We start from the raw sequence: 16,610 nt of genomic DNA, 5'->3' as shown, positions 1-16,610 counted from the left end.
GGGTATGTCTCGCTGATCGTCATGGCAATTCCTCCAGCACGCCGCGGCGTATCAGTGTGATGGCCTGGGACGCTGAGTCTGCCAGCCCGGGATGGGTAGAACGCAGGGTGTGCAACTGCGAGAGGAATTCGAGTGTTCGGGCAAGCAGGCGATAGATGTCACCCTCCGCCATGGTGGTCGAGCGGCAGAGGCCGATCCAGGTCAGACTCGGGTCAGACACCCAGCGCTCGGCGACTGCGGCGATGTCCGCGCGCAGCAACGGGGGATCTTCGTAGGGCGAGAGGCTTTCTGCCAGTTTGCGGACTTGCCCAAGCAGCGAGCTGAGTCCGGTGCTGACCCGCGGGAAGGCTCCGGGCCGGTCGTCGTCGTGGGCGATGCTGGCCATCACGCCGGTGAGCACGGCCGGGTCCGCGCCGGCAAAGGCCTCGGCCCGGATCAATTCAGTGATGAGCAGGGAATGATCGATGCGGATGAGTCGCGCCCATTCGCCGTCGTCCGTCAAGTGCGAGGTGGGGCTCAGGTAGCCGAATTTCTGCAGCACTTCGATCCGCTCTTGGAACCGGTGCCACAAACTGGTGCGCAGCGCCTGGATCGATTTGATGTGGCGCTGTTGTTCCTGCCGCAGGCGGGAGGCCACCAGGTAGTCTTTTTGGCATGCCGGGCGCGAGGAACAAGTCGGGCAGGGGAAGTCGCCCAGGGTTTGCACGATCGCGTCGGGAATCAGTTCCGATTCTTTTGAGACCAGAATCGGCAGCAGCGGCAGCCTGGTCGGCAATTCCGTCAACTGGTAGAGCAATTCATCGAACGATTCGGGGGTGCACCAGGGATAGCCTTGCTGCTCCGTGCATTCGAAGAGGCGATCGAACACATCGGTGACGATGCCGGCAGGGGATTCGGTGACGGCTCCACCGGCCCGCAACACGGTGACCATCGGGCTTTTTTGTCCCTTGCTCCGGTATTGGCGCAAGACGATGCCCCGTCCTTTATTGAGCCCGACCACACGGCCTGTCGTCATGAAGTGAAATCGAGCCGTGACTTCGGGAGATTCGTGGCGAGCGATCTGGTGTCGATGGGGTTTTTGCCGCCGGGCTTGATCGAACGTGTGCCACTGGGTAATCCAGTCCGTGCAGACACGCGGGCCGAAGGGCTCCATTTGCGTGTGCAGGACGTCCAGTTTTCCTTCGAGCACATTCGCACGCTGGTTGAGCTGGAACTGGGCAAAGCTCTTGGCCAGAATCGCCTGAATCTGCTCGTGGGGGTGCGCTTTCAAGAGATTGAGGACCATCGGATAACTGATGGTGAATTGGCTGTCGATGGCTTCCGGATTTCCGGTAAACCCCTTGGTCAGCACTTCCAGATCGATATAGGGAGACGGGGTCACGACGGCGAATCCGACGTAATCTTTGCCGCGGCGGCCGGCCCGTCCGGCAATCTGCTGCACTTCCCCGATGGTCAGATCCATGAAGTCCCGGGCCTTCCGGATGCTGGATTGCGTGATCACGACAGTGCGCGCCGGAAAGTCGACACCGGCGGCCAATGTCGTGGTCGCAAAGACCGCGTCGAGGCAGCCCTGCCGCATCAACTCTTCGATCGCAATCTTCCAGGACGGGAGATGGCCGGCGTGATGGGCCGCCACGCCGATCCGCTGGACGGTCGGAATCAAGGGGTGTTCAGCGATGCTGGGATATTGGGCGATGACCCGCTCAAGCGCGGCGGCGATGGCTTGCTGGCGCACCGGCGGGAGCACGGTGTGGGCGTGATCGAACGCCTCCATGGCTTCGTCGCAGGCACGGCGTGAGGTGAGAAAGACGATCGCCGGCGTCAGCGATTTCTCGCGAAGCGCGGCGATGAGATCAACCGGATGAATCGAGGGAGGCATGCAACTTCATTCCCTTTGAGATGACGACCAGGCCTGATTCCGTGACGGTGAATCGCCGGGCGTCGGCCTCCCGATCGTACCCGATTTCCGTATGGGGCGGGATGATCACGTCTTTGTCGATAATCGCCCGGCGGATGCGGCTGTGTTCACCGATCACCACATTCTCCATCACGATCGATTCGCGCACCTCGGCGTGATCCAGGACTCGCACGTTCGGGGAGAGCACGGAATTCTGGACGCGCCCGCCGGAGACGATACAGCCTCCGCAGACCACGGAGTCCAGGGCAACGCCCATGCGGCCGCCCTGATAATCCTGCGCGAACACAAACTTCGCCGGAGGGAACTGGCCTTGATAGGTGCGGATTGGCCATTTGGGATCGTAGAGATTAAACAGGGGGTCGACGGCGACCAGATCCATGTTCGCTTCCCAGTAGGCGTCGAGGGTTCCGATGTCCCGCCAGTACTTCACGGCCTTCTTGTTCTCGTCCTGAAACTTGAAGGCATAGACCCGGCCTTCCTGAATCATGCGCGGGATGATGTTCTTGCCGAAGTCGTGGGCCGTGCCTTCCTGGGAATCGGCGATCAAATGCTTTTTGAGCGCCTCGGTCTTGAAGAGGTAGATGCCCATGGAGGCAAAGGCGTGTGTCGGATCTCCGGGGATCGGTGTAGGGTGCTTCGGCTTTTCATCGAAGCGATTGATGCGCAGATCAGGATCCACGCTGATGACGCCGAAGCGCGTGGCGTCCTCAACGGGAATATCGAGGGCGCCCACGACGACGTCGGCCCCTTTGGCCAGCAGCCAGTGGAACATCTCGGCATAGTTCATCTTGTAAATGTGGTCGCCCGCCAGAATCAGAAGATAGTCGGCCTGCTCGGTATCGAGAAGGAACAGGTTCTGGTATACGGCATCGGCAGTGCCCCGGTACCACTCTTCGCTGATGCGCTGCTGCGGAGGGACCGACGCGATGTACTCGCCGAGCTCCGCGTTCAAAATATTCCATCCGCTCCGGATGTGCTTGTCCAGCGAGTGTGATTTGTATTGAATCAGAACGGCGATCCGACGCAGGCCGGAGTTCAGGCAGTTGCTCAGCGCAAAGTCGATGATACGGTACTTCCCGCCGAAGGGGACCGCTGGCTTGGCGCGTTGTTCCGTGAGCGGAGAGAGCCGCTCGCCCTTGCCCCCGGCGAGGATCATCGTGAAGATATTATTCATGGCGCCGGATTGTAGCAGGACGGCACTAAAATGGAAAGAAAGGGGAATGATTGACTTCGGGAACCGCAGAGACAATACTACCCCCGATACGCGGTGGGTCTGAGGACTAAAGGAGTTCCTATGAAACGTGATTTGATTGTTGCCGCGCTTCCCCGCAAGAACGGCAAGGCCGTGAGCAAACAGGTCGTGGAAACCGAAAGCGTTTCCTGGCGGGTGGAGCGGTTGGAAGCCCAGCTGCAAAAGCTCACCGAATTGGTCCGCGACCATGCCGAAGATGTGGACCGGTTGGTGCGGATTGTCGCGGAAGACCGGAATGTCATCCGGCAGCAGCTCTTGCGAAAGCATCACGAAAAAGTGCGCGTCCGGAAGCATCTCCGTGACGGGAGTGCCAAGGTCGGACTGGATAGTTGAGCCTGCGGGGCGTTCCTCGCCCCTGTGTCCCTCGGTGCTGTTCCCCGACATAGGATTCCGGAGCCGTGGCTGACCTGAGCATCGACATTCGAGCCCTGGTCAAGCGTCACGGGGCGACGCTTGCCGTCGACCATGTGTCCCTGCAGATCAGCCGCGGGGAATTCTTTTCACTCCTCGGCCCCAGCGGGGCCGGGAAGACGTCACTCCTCAGAACGCTGGCCGGCTTTGAAACGCCCGATGCCGGTGACATTCTCATCGACGGCCGATCGATGGCGGGGGTTCCGCCGAATCGCCGGCCGGTGAATCTTGTCTTTCAATCCTACGCACTCTTTCCCCATATGTCGGTTGCAGAGAATGTGGCCTTCGGCCTCGAGATGAAGCGCGTGCCGCACGGCGAGATCGTCGAGCGGGTTGGAGCCACGCTGGAACTGGTCCGGTTGAGCGAGAAGCGGGACCGTCTGCCGGGTCAGCTCTCAGGGGGCGAACAGCAACGGGTGGCGCTCGCTCGGGCACTCGTCAATCGGCCTGCGGTCGTTCTGCTGGATGAGCCCCTGGCCGCGCTGGATCAGCAGCTCCGACAGCAAATGCAAACCGAGCTCAAAACCATCCAGGCGCACGTGGGGCTGACCTTTGTGTGTGTCACGCATCACCAGGAGGAGGCGTTGGCGTTGTCCGACCGGCTGGCGGTCATGCAGCAGGGACGGGTGATGCAAGTCGGGCGGCCGGAGGACCTCTATGAGCGCCCCGAGAATCTGTTCGTGGCGCGATTCGTCGGAGTGAGCAATGAGGTGTCCGGTACGTTGTCCGATGTTCAAGCCGGGGAAGGGACCCTCATGCCGGGTGACATCCCCCCGCCGCGGGGGATTCGCGTGTCGGTTCCTACAGGCCTCAAGCCGGGCATACAGGTCGTGCTGACGGTCAGGCCTGAGCGCATTCGCATCATGCCGGGTCATGTTGCGGTTGCCGGGGCGAATTGTCTCTATGGCGTGGTCGAAACGATGCGTTACATCGGCAGTGAATGGCAGGGGGTTGTGCGGATCGGACCGTCAGTGCGCTGGACCATTCAGGCCTTGAATGCCGGGTCAGGGAGTCGCCCGTTTGCGGTCGGGGCGCCTGTCTCGCTGCAGTGGAATTCAACTGATGGAGTGGTGATCCCCCTGACATGAATCCAAGGTCATCTTCAACAGAGACTGCGGCCGGTCTTGGTTCCCGCTTTCGGGCTTGGCGACTGCTCGGTCCCGGCCTGCTGTGGACCATCGTCTTCTGTCTGCTCCCGATGGTCGTCGTTCTGGCGGTGAGTCTTGCCACGCGCGGCACCTACGGGGGAGTCCTGTGGGAGTTCAGTCTGGACAACTATCGCGACCTGCTGCATCCCCTCTATGGGCGGATCTTCGGACAGTCGCTGTTCCTCGCCGGGGTGACCACGGGGCTATGCCTCGCGCTTGGATTTCCCCTGGCGTACTACATCGCCCGGCTGCCGCCGCGGCGACAGGCCTTGTGGCTGGTGCTCATCATGATTCCTTTTTGGACCAACTTCCTGGTGCGGACGTATGCCTGGATCTTTATTCTGCGGACCGAAGGGCTGCTGAATACCGTGCTCATGCAATGGCATCTGATCTCGACGCCGCTCGACCTGCTCTATTCCAATCAGGCGGTCCTTCTTGGCCTGGTCTATGGGTATCTGCCGTTTATGGTCTTGCCGCTCTACGCGGCCATTGAACGGATTGACCCGGCCTTGATCGAAGCGGCCTGGGATCTCTATGCGGACCGGTGGTCGCTGTTTCGTCGGGTGCTGATTCCGCTGGCGAAGCCCGGAATCATTGCCGGCTGTGTGCTGGTGTTTATCCCCTCGCTGGGCGCGTACTTGACGCCGGATCTGCTCGGGGGCGCGCGCAGCATGATGGTGGGGAATCTGATTCAGCATGAGTATTTGGTGGCGCGGGACTGGCCGCTGGGCTCGGCGTTGTCCATCGTGCTCATGCTCATTGTGATGGGCAACCTGCTGTGGTACTTCAACGCACAATTGCCGCAGGCCGGCCGGCGAGGCGAGCAATGAGAGGGCAGGGGTTCTGGCTGCGTGGCATCAGCGGACTCGGCATGGCGTTCCTCTATCTGCCGATCATCGTGCTGGTGGTGTTCTCATTTAATGCGTCACGTTTGTCGGCGGTGTGGCAGGGGTTCTCGTGGCACTGGTACGGGGTGCTGTGGCATGACGAAGCCTTATTGGACGCTGCGGTGAATTCGCTCTGGGTTGCGGTGCTGTCTACAAGTCTTGTGGTGCTCCTTGGCGTGCCGGCCGCGATGGGATTAGAGCGCCTGAGGGGGCGTGGCAGGCAGGCGTTGGACACGATCTTTTTGCTGCCACTCGTGCTTCCTGAAGTGATGATGGGTGTGGCGCTGTTACTATTCTTTGTGATGATTCGATGGCCGCTGGGTCTGGCTACGGTCGTCATGGGGCATGCCGCATTCAATCTGCCGGTGGTTATTGTAATGGTGCGGGCCAGGTTGCAGAAGCTCGATCCGCGATTGGAAGAGGCGGCGAGCGATCTCGGCGCGTCGGCATGGCAGACGTTTTACCGGGTGACCTGGCCGTTGGTGCGTCCGGCTGTGCTGGGGGCTGCGCTCCTGGCGTTTACGATTTCGCTCGACGACTTCATTGTGACGTTCTTCGTCGCCGGCCCCGGCGCCACCACCTTGCCGCTCAAGGTGTATTCGATGATTAAGTCGGGCCTCTCTCCGGAGATCAATGCTCTGTCTTCCGTGTTGGTCTTGTCGTCTATGGGACTGGTCGGTTTGTCCCTTCTCTACCAACGGCGGTAGCGTGGCCATGTCTGTCTCCAGGCATCTCGTCAAACTTCTAGGGTGGGCAGCAATTTGTCTCTTCATATGCAGCGGGTGCGACCGGGGGCGGGAGACCAATCAGCAGGGCGGCACCGGTGCGATGGCGACGCTGCACTATTTCACCTGGTCGGACTACGTCAGCCCTGAGTTGATTCATGAGTTTGAGCAGGCGCATGGCGTCAAGGTCGTTGTGGATACGTTCAGCAGCAATGAGGAGTTGCTGGCCAAGCTCCAGGGCGGGGCTTCCGGATACGATGTGACCGTTCCCTCGGACTTCATGGTCTCGATCATGGCTGCGCAAGGGATGCTGGCCGAGCTGGACTTACCCGCCCTGCCGAATCTGAAGGCGCTTGAGCCGCATCTCCAGCATCCGGCCTTCGACCCGACGCATCGCTATGCCGTGCCGTATCTCTGGGGTACGGTGGGAATCGGCTACGATTCGGCCGTGGTGACACCCCCGCCGGACAGCTGGGACATTCTGTGGGATAGCCGCTATCGAGGTCGGATTAGCATGTTGAACGATCAGCGGGAGGTCTTCGGAGCCGTCCTGCGTTCGATGGGACAATCGATGAATACCACCGATTCCACGCTGATCGAAGCGGCCAAGCAAAAGCTGATCGCTCAGAAACCGCTGGTGAAAACCTATGCGAGTGAACACTACGATCAGCTCTTAGCATCCGGCGACGTGGTGCTGGCGCAAGGATGGGGCGGCCCGGTCGCGCGGGCGATGCGCGATCGGCCGTCGATTCGCTATGTGGTCCCCAAGGAGGGTGGGACCATTTGGGCCGATTGCCTCGTGGTTCTTCGTGCGTCACCGAACAAGGCGTTGGCCATGCAGTTCATCAATTTTCTGATCGATGCGCGCGCGGCGGCACGGACAGCTGAACGATTGCTCTTTGCCGCATCGAACCGTGAGGCCCGGGCATGGATCAACAAAGATATTCTTGAAAATCCAGCCGTGTATCCTCCGGCCGAGCTGATTCCGAGGATGGAATGGATGGGGGATGTGGGGAAGGCGATGCGCACGTATGATCGGGCTTGGACAGAGCTCAAAATGCGGTAGCCGGGTAGCAGGATCACGTTGCAAGTGCTGAAGAAATCAGTATAATGTGGTTGTCTTTCTTCAGAATTCATCCTCTCGCTGCAACTCACCGGACATGTGTGGGGACGTGGGCAGATACGAATCGATGCAATTGAATAAGCGTGGGTTGATGGGGGCGCCGCTTGGCAGAATCCTCCTCATGTGTTTCTGTGCGTTCGTACTTCCTGTATCGGCAGATTCGCTTGTGGATGCTGCCGATAGCCCGACAAAGTCTCTGAGTTCAATCCCGCCGGTGCCGGCTCTTCGTCTGAGTCTTGATGAAACGGTGGCGCTTTTCCTCCGCCAGAATCTCGATCTGCTCATGGCCAAATTCGGGATCGAATCAGCGAAGGGCCAGCAGATCACCGCCAGGCTGTTTCCAAACCCAGTCGCGTCGATCGGGACGTTGAGCGCCTTTACCCAAGGGAGAACAATCGGCAACAGCGGAGCCATTATCAGCCAGATTCAGCAGTTGTTCGAGCTGGCCGGCAAGCGCGGGTATCGGATTGAAAGCGCGGCATTCGGCACCCAGTCTGTTGAGGCCGCTTTCGAAGATGCCGTGCGTCAGCTCACGTTTACGGTGAAAGATGTCTATAACCGTACGCAGTTGGCACAGCGGCGCTTGGCGTTGGCTGAGGAAAATCGAGACCGGTTTTCGCGCATTCTTGATGTGAATACGATCCGTTTCAAAAAAGGCTACATCGCGGAAGTCGACTTGATCAGGATTCGCCTGCAATTCATCGATTTTCAATCGCAAGTCATTCAATCGGTTCAGGAAGGGGAGACAGCGCGGGCAGATCTTCGCCAGTTGCTTCGGGTTTCGCCGGCGACTGTCCTTGAGCTGACCTCGGAGTTCGACTACAAGCGCGTTGATCCGGACATCGGTCGACTCCGGACCGTGGCGCTGGATGCGCGACCGGATGTGCGTTCTAAACGGTTCATTATGTCCCAGCGCGAAGCGGATCTTCGTCTGGCCAAGGCCTACCGGATTCCGGACGTCACGGTCGGCGCTGGCTATTCCTTTCAGGGGCCGAAGGGGCCAGACAATCCCGGACAGGTGGCGCTCAGCCTGGGGGTTCCGCTGCCATTGTTCAATCGCAATCAGGGCGGTATCATTCAAGCAGAGGTGGCGGTGCAGACGGCCGAGGCCGACCTGAGTAAGACGCTGAACCAGGTTGAAAATGAGGTGGATGTGGCCTACAAGAATCTCCTCCAAAGCCGGCGACTGGTGGAGGCCTTTCTTGGAGGTGTCTTGGAGGATGCCCGCTCAACCTTCACGATTGTGGAGCGGGCTTATGAGCGGGGCGGGGCGACGATCCTGGATCTGCTCGATGCGGCTCGGACATCCAGAACGATTCAACAGAACTATTTCGAGGCTCTCTTCAATTATCAGCGCAACGTGATTCAACTGGAGAGTGCGGTGGGGCAGGAGATATCGTTATGAGTGCTCAATTGGCGCCGCTGGCCATCGCGCTGGCGCTCCTTATCCTCTCGGGCTGTGGGAAATCCGACCAACCCTCGCCATCTGATTCGGTCACGGCCCCGCTCGCGAAGACCGCTCCGGCTCCTGCAGCATCGCAACCGCGGGTCGAAACGGCGGTAGTGGAATTCAGTCCGTCGCACCAGGCGCTGACACTGTCGGGGAAGGTAGCCTACGGAGAAGATCGATATTCCAAGATTTCCTCCCCGTTACAGGGCCGCGTCGTTGAAGTGCGGGCGCATCTTGGGGATCGGGTGAAGGCGGGTGATGTGTTGCTCATCGTCGATAGCCCGGATATCGCACAGGCCTATTCGGAGTATGTGAAGGAAGATTCCGAACTCCAGTACGCCACGCGCGCGCAAGATCTGGCCAAGGATCTGTACGAGAACAAGGCGATGCCCCTCAAAGATTTGAAGCAGGCCGAGAATGAACTGGTCAAAGCCCGGGCGGAATTCCGCCGGGCGAAAGAGCGGCTGCTCTCTCTGCGTGTCCCGGCCGATGAGCTGACGAAGCCGCTGGATAAACAGAAAATTACCTCCCGCTTCGAGATGAAGAGCCCGTTGACTGGAATTGTGGTCGAGCGAGCGGTGACGCCGGGCCAGTCGGTCGGGGGCGATCCGTCGCAAGTGCTGTTTACCGTGGCGGACCTAGACATGCTTCAAGTACTCGCCGACTTATATGAGCGCGATCTGGCGCTTGTGAAGGAAGGGCAGTTTGCCAAGGTGACGGTGGAAGCCTATCCCGGTGTCGACTTCCCTGCCACTCTGGCCGCTATCGGTGACGTGGTCGATCCGGCCACACGCACAATTAAAGTCCGGGCCTGGGTGAATAACGATCCGCACAAGCTGAAACCGGAGATGTTTGCCCGGCTCCATCTCGATGTCGGCGATGCCACGCCGTTTATTGTGGTTCCCCGCGAGGCCGTGCTCGAAGCTGACGGGAAGCAATTCGTCTATGTGGTGGAAGAGCCGAATCGTTATGTGAAACGCGAAGTCAAGATCTCGAATATTTCCATGGATCAGGTTCGTGTGTTGGAAGGGCTGACCCGGGGCCAACGAATCGTGATTAAGGGGGCCGTCCTGATCAAGGGGCAAGAAGTCAAAGGGACATAACCGCGTGAGCGCGCACCTTTCCGCATCGCATCAGAGTTCCATTGCTCCATGATTGCACGGCTGGTTGAAATTTCGCTGGTGCAGCGATTCCTGTTGTGCGCGCTGGGGTTCATGCTGCTGTTCGGCGGGCTCTACGCCTTCCACCTCCTCGACATCGTCGCCTATCCCGATCCGTCCCCGCCCATGGTGGAACTGATCACCCAGAATCCTGGTTGGTCGGCGGAGGAAATGGAGCGACAAATCACCATCCCAATTGAAGTGGCACTGACCGGCATGCCTGGTCTGACCGATATTCGCTCGCTGTCGATCTTCGGCCTCAGTGATATCAAGATCTACTTCGACTTCAATACCGACTTCTTTAGAGATCGGCAGGAAGTGCTCAACCGGCTTGGATCGGTAGACTTGCCGCAAAATGTGAAGCCGGAACTATCGCCTTGGTGGGCGATCGCCGAAATCTACCGATATGAACTGACCAGCGACAAGGGCACAAGTCTCACCGATCTCAAAACGATTCAAGACTGGCAGGTCCGGCGCGAGTTCAAGCGGGTGCCTGGCGTCATTGATGTGACGACCTTCGGCGGGACGACGAAGGAATATCACGTCGACATCGATCCGGGAAAATTAATTAGTTACGGGGTCAGCCTCTCTCAGGTCATGACGGCCTTGACCAACAGCAATGCCAACGTCGGCGGGAACTATCTGACGATCGGAGCGCAGAGCTACAACATCCGTGGCTTGGGCCTGATCAATGATATTCAGGATATCGAGAACGTGATGGTGGCGGAGAAGGATGGCACTCCGATTTTTGTGAATACGCTTGGCAAGGTCTCGGTGGGCCATCAAGTGCGCCTGGGGAAAGTCGGGATCGATGATCGGGACGATGTTGTCGAGGGTGTTGTCCTCCTCCAACGCGGGTATAAAGCACTTTCCGTGCTGGATCAGGTTCGTGCAAAGGTGGACGACCTCAATGGCTGGAAACTGCCGGAAGGGATCAAGATCAAGACCTTCTATGACCGGACGAACCTGATCCATACGACCGTGGAAACGGTGTTGGACATTCTGATCAGCGGGATGGTGCTCGTTTTTGTCATTCTCGTGGTCTTTCTCGGACACTTCCGCGCCGCGCTGATCGTCGCGCTCACGATCCCGATGTCTCTGCTGTTCACGTTCACGATGATGATTCTGATCGGCCAGTCAGCGAACCTCATCTCCCTCGGTTCCATTGATTTCGGCATTATTGTCGATGCGACATTGATTATGGTCGAGAGCATCTTCTTCCACTTAGCCCACTCGAAGACGCCGGGGCTGACGGTGCATCAGCAGATCGTGCGGGCCGCCCGGCAGGTCGGACAGCCTATTTTCTATTCCACGACGATTATCGTGGTGGCGTTTATTCCGCTCTTCACGATGACGGGGGTGCCGGGGAAGATCTTCGCGCCCATGTCGATCACCTATGGGTTTGCCCTTGTCGGCGCCCTGTTGATGGCCTTCACGCTCGCGCCTGTGCTGTGTTCGTTCCTGCTGAAAGGGAAGATCAGCGAAGACGATACGATCGTGGTGCGCGGCATTCGGCGCACCTATTCCGCGACGCTGGAGTGGGCGTTGAATCATCGCGCCACAGTCCTCGGGTTTGCTGGCGGATCATTGCTGGTCACGATGGTGGCATTGCGGTTTCTGGGTGGAGAATTCATGCCGGCGCTGGAGGAAGGGAATCTCTGGGTGCGGGCGACCATGCCGGTCGATATCTCGTTCGATCAGGCGGCGCGGTTGACCAGCGACATACGCCGCATGTTCCGGGATTCTCCGGAAGTGTCGACGATTGTGTCTCAACTCGGGCGCCCGGACGACGGAACCGATCCAACGAGTTTCTTCAACGCGGAGTTTCTGGCGAATCTGAAGCCCCAGGAAGAGTGGCGGCAGGGGCTCAGCAAGGATCAGCTGATTGAGGAAATTGAAGGACGATTGAAAGATATTCCCGGCGTGATTTTCAATTTCTCGCAGGTCATTCAGGATAACGTCGAAGAGGCGATGTCCGGTGTCAAAGGCGAAAACTCCATCAAACTGTTCGGGACGGATCTCAAAACAATGGAGGCCAAGGCCGGGGAGATCGAGCGGGTGATGCAAGGGGTGCAAGGTGTCAAAGACCTTGGCATCTTTCGTCTGGTGGGCCAGCCGAATCTGCTGATTCAAGTGGATCGTGAAGCCAGTGCCCGCTACGGTTTGCAGGTGGCGGATGTAAACGCGGTGGTGCAGGCAGCCGTCGGGGGACAGGCTGTCACGCAGGTGTATGAAGGAGAGCGGCTGTTCGACCTTGTTGTTCGATTCCTGCCTGAGTTCCGCCAGGATATCGAGGCCATCGGAAACATTCTGGTAAGTACGCCGGGCGGTGCCAGAGTGCCGCTGAAGCAAGTGGCGAGCATCACGACGCAAACCGGAGCCTTTATTATTTATCGGGAGAACAATGAGCGCTATATCCCGATCAAGTTCAGTGTGCGGGATCGGGATCTCCAAAGCACGGTGGAAGAGGCGCAGGCGTTGATGACCAAGCAGATCGTCCTGCCTGAGCGCTATCGCATGGAGTGGGCCGGCCAATACGATCAATTAAAGGATGAGCAGCATCGTCTCGCGAAGGTGGTGCCGATCAGCTTGGTGATTATATTGTTCCTCCTCTACACCACGTTCGATTCACTCAAGAACGCATTGTTGGTTCTGGCGACGGTTCCGTTTGCCTTGGTCGGAGGGGTCCTGTCACTGGTGTTGACCGATACGCATTTTAGTATTTCGGCGGCCGTCGGCGTGATCTCGACATTGGGTGTCGCGATTCTTGGCGGGGTTCTGCTGATATCGCGAATCGAAGAATTCCGCCAAGCGGGGCTGAGTCTTCGTGAGGCTGTCCGGAAGGGCGCTGACGTGCAGATGCGGCCGATCCTGATGGCGACGTTGGGGGCGGCCATTGGATTGTTGCCCGCGGCGCTGGCGACCGGGATTGGGTCGCAAGCGCAAAAGCCGCTGGCTCGTGTGGTGGTCGGCGGCATGTTGACGGCGGCCTTTTTGATTTTGGTCGTGTTGCCGGTATTATATGAGCTCGCCCATCGCCGTGAGGGCATCATCGAGCAAGAACCACAGTAACGACTCGGGGAGGAGACTTGTGACAATGAGCAGACGTCTTGTGATCGTAGTTGGTGTGTGTGCGCTGGCCATTGGCGCCGGGTTGCCGGTAGACCTCTGGGCAGGCGCCAAGAATCCTATCGTGCTTGTCCAAATTCCCTATGAGGCGCCGCCGAAGCAACAGGATGTGCCTGATGTGTCTGTGCCGCCGAATACGAATCCTCTGACCCCCGAGGAAATGACCCGGGCTGAAGCGTTGCTTCCCTTGTTGGAAGGAAAGCAGGAGTTTTGGGCCATGGGGGAGTTCGTGCATTTAGGAGAGCCGTCGGTTCCGGCGTTGGTCAAAGGGCTGACGATGCCGAGCCCGAGAATTCGCTACAACACGATCGAGACGCTGTCGATGATGAAAGGGGTGTCCGGCGTGCCGGCATTGCTTCAGGCAGCCAAAGATCCGAACGAACTCCCGCGCGTCCGCGAGCATGCCCTGCGTGTGGCGATTCGACTCGATGCGGCGAAAACGCCTGAGGCGATCGAGGTGATGTCGAAGGATCAGAATCCCTCAGTGCGGAAGGCGGCGGCGTTTGAATCGCGTTACGTCAGGCTTAAAGCGGTGATTCCCACGCTGATCCCCATGATCACCGACGATGAACGTTTCGTGGCGATGTCGGCGTTGCATTCCCTCTGGATTGTGACCCGTCATGAAACCGAGTTTCATGATTGGGATACGTCGACGAAGCAGGATCGGCAGGCCTGGGTGAGTGAGTGGGTGGAGTGGTGGGCTTCGAATAAGGATGCGTTTGAGATTCCTGAGCCACGTCGAGCCGGGAAAAGTTCCTGATCGCGACGTGCCGAGGCCGGTGGGTTGCAGGCCAAAACCGGCCTGTGGTACCTATACGCGATGTAAATTTGTAGACAGTGAGTGTCATTCGTATGGCGATTTTGAAAATAGCGAAGCTTGGCAATCCCATTCTGCGTCGGCAGGCTGATCCCATCGGTCCGCGTCAGATCAAGTCGCTCGATATTCAACGCTTGATCGACGACATGCTGGAGACGATGTACGACGAGCCGGGCATTGGGCTGGCCGCTCCGCAAGTGTCCCGATCTGTGCAGTTAGTGGTAATGGCCTGCGAGGGCGACTTTCCCGAAACCGTGCTGGTCAATCCGTCGATCGCGTTCTACGGACCCCAGCAAGTGGAAAATTGGGAAGGCTGCCTGAGCGTGGATGGCTTGCGGGGAAAGGTCACTCGTCCTTCCTTGATTCGCGTCAAGGCTCTTGATCGACAGGGCAAGGCGCTGGATTTCGAGGCCACCGGCCTGTTTGCCGTGTGTATTCAGCATGAGATGGATCATTTGATCGGGAAGTTGTTCATCGATCGGATGACGGACATGTCGACGCTGACGCAACTGGCCGAATTCGACCAGTATTGGAAGAAAGATCCCGCCGCCGTCATCTGACGAGTCGGGATGTAACCTGCCCCTGTGAAAACCCTGCTTCGCGTGCTTCAATATCTCCGGCCCTATCGCCTTATGGTGCTGGGGACCTTCCTGTTTGCCGGCCTGACGACGGCATTTGAACTCGTTCCCCCGTGGCTCATCAAGATTCTGATCGACGATGTCATTCAGGCGAACCGGGTCGAGCTCCTGACATGGGTCTTCGTGGGTTTGGCCGGATCCTACCTCATGCGCAACCTCTGCAGCTCGATGCGCATCCGCCTCAATAATTCCTTGGAACAGCAGGTCGTGCACGATCTGCACGTGCAGGTCTTTGCCGCCTTGCAGCGCCTCTCCATCAGCTTTTTTGAAAATCGTCCAACCGGCGAGATCATGTCGCGGGTGTTGAATGATACTGAGCATATGCAGCGGATCTTCGTCGACGGACTGGAAGAAATCATTACCGCCGGGCTGACCCTGATCGGAATCATGGTGGTCTTGTTCTGGCTGAACTGGAAGTTAGCCCTGTTGGCGCTGTTGCCCATCCCGATTTTGATCGTCGGGGCGGCACTCTTCACGAAGCGCGTCCACGGGTATTACCGTGAGATTCGGAAGGGCGCGGCAGAGTTGAATGCGCTGTTGCAAGATTCGCTGGCCGGTATTCGGGAGACCATGGGATTCAACCGCCAACCCTTTGAGCAGGATCGATTCGGCCGCAAGAGCGATCAATGCCGGAAGGACACCTTGAAGGCCATGTATCTCTGGTCCTATTACTCACCCGGGATGATGTTGATCGGGAGCCTTGGCGGCGCACTGGTCTTGTGGTTCGGGACGGCCGAGGTGTTGGCCAAGCATCTGTCGGTCGGTGAGCTCGTCATGTTCACGTCGTATCTGGCCCTGTTTTATGTGCCGATCAACCAGATTCATTCCGTCAACCACATGCTGCAGCACGCGCTGGCGGCGAGCGAACGGGTGTTCGATGTCCTCGATATCGTGCCGGATGTGCGTGACGAGCCAGGCGTTCAAGCGCCGGTGGCCCGCTGTACCGGGGCCGTGATCTTCGATCATGTGCAATTTCACTATCGCAGCGACGCGCCTATTCTGAAGGATGTCAGCATTGCCGTGCGAGCCGGCGAACGGGTGGCGCTGGTGGGGCCCAGCGGAGCAGGAAAGAGCACCACGCTGAAGTTGCTGAATCGATTCTACGATGTTACCGGCGGGTCGATTACGATCGATGATGTGGATATCCGGCGTATGCCGCTGGCGTTTCTACGGAATCAGATCGGTCTCGTGCAGCAAGAGCCGTTCCTCTTCAACGGAACGGTCAAGGAAAATATTCTCTATGGCGATCTCTCGGCAGGACAGGAAGCCATTGAAGCGGCTGCCAAAGCAGCCCGCGCCCATGAGTTCATCGTGAAGCTTCCTGAAGGGTACGACACCTGGATCGGGGAGCGTGGTGTGAAACTATCGGTCGGGCAGCGGCAGCGGGTGTCGATTGCGCGTGTCCTGCTTAAAGATCCTCCGATCGTGATGTTCGATGAGGCGACCTCCAATATCGACACGGAGACCGAAGTCAAGATCCGTGAGGCCTTGAATGAACTTACCAAAGGCCGGACCACGATCATCATTGCGCACCGGCTATCGACCATCAATGAGGTCGATCGTATTATTGTGGTCGAGCACGGGCGGGTGGTCGAAGAAGGTACGCATGAGGTCTTGATCACTCGCGGAGGCGTCTACTCACGCCTGTACGAGGCGCAATTTCAGGTGTAATAGGGATGGGCTTCTGAATGGTTGCGGCCATCGATCGCAGGTCAGTATACTTCCCCTCACGAATCACAAGGACGTCATACAACTATGGTGCTGATATACGAAAGTGATCCGCTGGATGATGAGGACGCCAGAGGGCGTTTCTATCATGTGTGTCGAGGCCGCATTATTCGCACGGAAATCCAACTGCCGGAAGGGCAGTCGGTGTATGAGTGCGCGACCTGCGGCATCGACCTGGAACCGGAAGACTTTTGGATCGCACGACAGAAGGGATCGGTGTAGTT

Annotated in this window: 14 protein-coding genes; 12 read left to right on the top strand and 2 right to left on the bottom strand. The window is 58.5% G+C overall.

Features of this window, described 5'->3' with window-relative positions:
• Window positions 1-19: 19 nt before the first annotated feature.
• Both Q7U39_18300 and glgC read right to left on the bottom strand, forming a co-directional pair.
• Window positions 20-1,879, bottom strand: a complete 1,860-nt coding sequence (locus Q7U39_18300) for a helicase-related protein (GenBank protein MDO9119914.1) — start codon at window positions 1,877-1,879, stop codon at window positions 20-22.
• Entirely contained in the window at window positions 1,854-3,092 is a 1,239-nt protein-coding gene (gene glgC / locus Q7U39_18295) for a glucose-1-phosphate adenylyltransferase (GenBank protein ID MDO9119913.1), read from the bottom strand. Before glgC ends, Q7U39_18300 begins: the two co-directional genes overlap by 26 nt.
• Window positions 3,093-3,212: 120 nt before the next feature.
• On the opposite strand from glgC, the gene Q7U39_18290 reads away from it, so the two are divergent.
• The 12 genes from Q7U39_18290 (at window position 3,213) to Q7U39_18235 (ending at window position 16,608) form a co-directional block, all read left to right on the top strand.
• Window positions 3,213-3,503, top strand: a complete 291-nt coding sequence (locus tag Q7U39_18290; GenBank protein MDO9119912.1) for a hypothetical protein — start codon at window positions 3,213-3,215, stop codon at window positions 3,501-3,503.
• A gap of 65 nt (window positions 3,504-3,568) precedes the next feature.
• Window positions 3,569-4,669, top strand: a complete 1,101-nt coding sequence (locus Q7U39_18285) for an ABC transporter ATP-binding protein (protein ID MDO9119911.1) — start codon at window positions 3,569-3,571, stop codon at window positions 4,667-4,669.
• Window positions 4,666-5,559, top strand: a complete 894-nt coding sequence (locus Q7U39_18280; protein MDO9119910.1) for an ABC transporter permease — start codon at window positions 4,666-4,668, stop codon at window positions 5,557-5,559. Before Q7U39_18285 ends, Q7U39_18280 begins: the two co-directional genes overlap by 4 nt.
• Window positions 5,556-6,323, top strand: coding sequence for an ABC transporter permease (locus Q7U39_18275; protein ID MDO9119909.1), 768 nt, complete (start codon window positions 5,556-5,558; stop codon window positions 6,321-6,323). Before Q7U39_18280 ends, Q7U39_18275 begins: the two co-directional genes overlap by 4 nt.
• A gap of 7 nt (window positions 6,324-6,330) precedes the next feature.
• On the top strand, window positions 6,331-7,407 hold the full coding sequence (locus Q7U39_18270; protein ID MDO9119908.1) for a spermidine/putrescine ABC transporter substrate-binding protein: 1,077 nt from the start codon (window positions 6,331-6,333) through the stop codon (window positions 7,405-7,407).
• 271 nt (window positions 7,408-7,678) lie between these two features.
• Window positions 7,679-8,869 (top strand): TolC family protein, encoded by a 1,191-nt coding sequence (locus Q7U39_18265; GenBank protein ID MDO9119907.1) that lies wholly within the window; start codon window positions 7,679-7,681, stop codon window positions 8,867-8,869.
• Window positions 8,866-10,017: an efflux RND transporter periplasmic adaptor subunit gene (locus Q7U39_18260; protein ID MDO9119906.1), complete on the top strand. Its 1,152-nt coding sequence runs from the start codon at window positions 8,866-8,868 to the stop codon at window positions 10,015-10,017. The genes Q7U39_18265 and Q7U39_18260 overlap by 4 nt, the downstream gene beginning before the upstream one ends.
• Before the next feature lie 48 nt (window positions 10,018-10,065).
• Complete coding sequence (locus Q7U39_18255) at window positions 10,066-13,146, top strand: CusA/CzcA family heavy metal efflux RND transporter (protein ID MDO9119905.1); 3,081 nt, start codon at window positions 10,066-10,068, stop codon at window positions 13,144-13,146.
• Between the two features lie 25 nt (window positions 13,147-13,171).
• A complete protein-coding gene (locus tag Q7U39_18250; protein ID MDO9119904.1) occupies window positions 13,172-13,963 on the top strand; it encodes a HEAT repeat domain-containing protein in 792 nt (263 codons plus the stop codon).
• Between the two features lie 92 nt (window positions 13,964-14,055).
• On the top strand, window positions 14,056-14,580 hold the full coding sequence (gene def / locus Q7U39_18245) for a peptide deformylase (GenBank protein MDO9119903.1): 525 nt from the start codon (window positions 14,056-14,058) through the stop codon (window positions 14,578-14,580).
• 24 nt (window positions 14,581-14,604) lie between these two features.
• Window positions 14,605-16,329 carry an ABC transporter ATP-binding protein gene (locus Q7U39_18240; GenBank protein ID MDO9119902.1) on the top strand — a complete coding sequence of 575 codons (1,725 nt, stop codon included), beginning with the start codon at window positions 14,605-14,607 and terminating at the stop codon, window positions 16,327-16,329.
• Window positions 16,330-16,413: 84 nt separating this feature from the next.
• The gene (locus Q7U39_18235; GenBank protein ID MDO9119901.1) at window positions 16,414-16,608 is read left to right on the top strand and encodes a hypothetical protein; all 195 of its coding nucleotides are present in this window, start codon (window positions 16,414-16,416) and stop codon (window positions 16,606-16,608) included.
• Window positions 16,609-16,610 lie beyond the last annotated feature (2 nt).

It is taken from the genome of Nitrospira sp., assembly GCA_030653545.1.
Taxonomy (GTDB): domain Bacteria; phylum Nitrospirota; class Nitrospiria; order Nitrospirales; family Nitrospiraceae; genus Nitrospira_D.
This window is presented reverse-complemented; position numbering and strand designations above follow the sequence as displayed.